Origin of the sequence: Streptococcus sp. HMSC072D05 (assembly GCF_001815805.1) — a bacterium.
Classification (GTDB): domain Bacteria; phylum Bacillota; class Bacilli; order Lactobacillales; family Streptococcaceae; genus Streptococcus.
The window spans coordinates 1-416 of record NZ_KV822033.1 but is presented as its reverse complement, the minus strand read 5'-3'; the positions used below and the strand labels follow the sequence as shown (position 1 = coordinate 416).

General features: G+C 47.1%; 1 protein-coding gene. It reads right to left on the bottom strand.

The genetic code is table 11. The annotated features are described in order from the left end of the window. Positions 1–416: hypothetical protein (locus HMPREF3057_RS10470; protein WP_257370883.1), on the bottom strand; the 416-nt coding region annotated here is incomplete at both ends.

Below are 416 nucleotides of genomic sequence, written 5' to 3'. Positions count from 1 at the left end.
TTACAGTTCCGTCTGGTGCAATCGTGTAAGCTCCTTGACCTGGAATAGACTTCTCCTTGCTTCCATCTTCGAAGGTTGGTTCAACTGTTTCATCTATTGGAACAAGTGGATCACCACCTTGGAAGATTGGAGTGCCTGTTTGTGGGACACCTTGAGGACCTGTGCTGGTTGCGCTAGTTCCTGTAGGAGTCACCTTAGTAAACTCTGGACTGTAGGTTGCAGTGACTGGGGTACCATTCTTATCCAAACGTTTGACTGTGACTGGTTCTGGGTTTCCGACAAACTGCTTATCTGGAGTGAAAGTTACAGTTCCGTCTGGTACAATCGTGTAAGTTCCTTGACCTGGAATAGTCTTCTCTTTGCTACCATCTTCGAAGGTTGGCTCGACTGTTTCATCGATTGGAACCAGTGGGTCA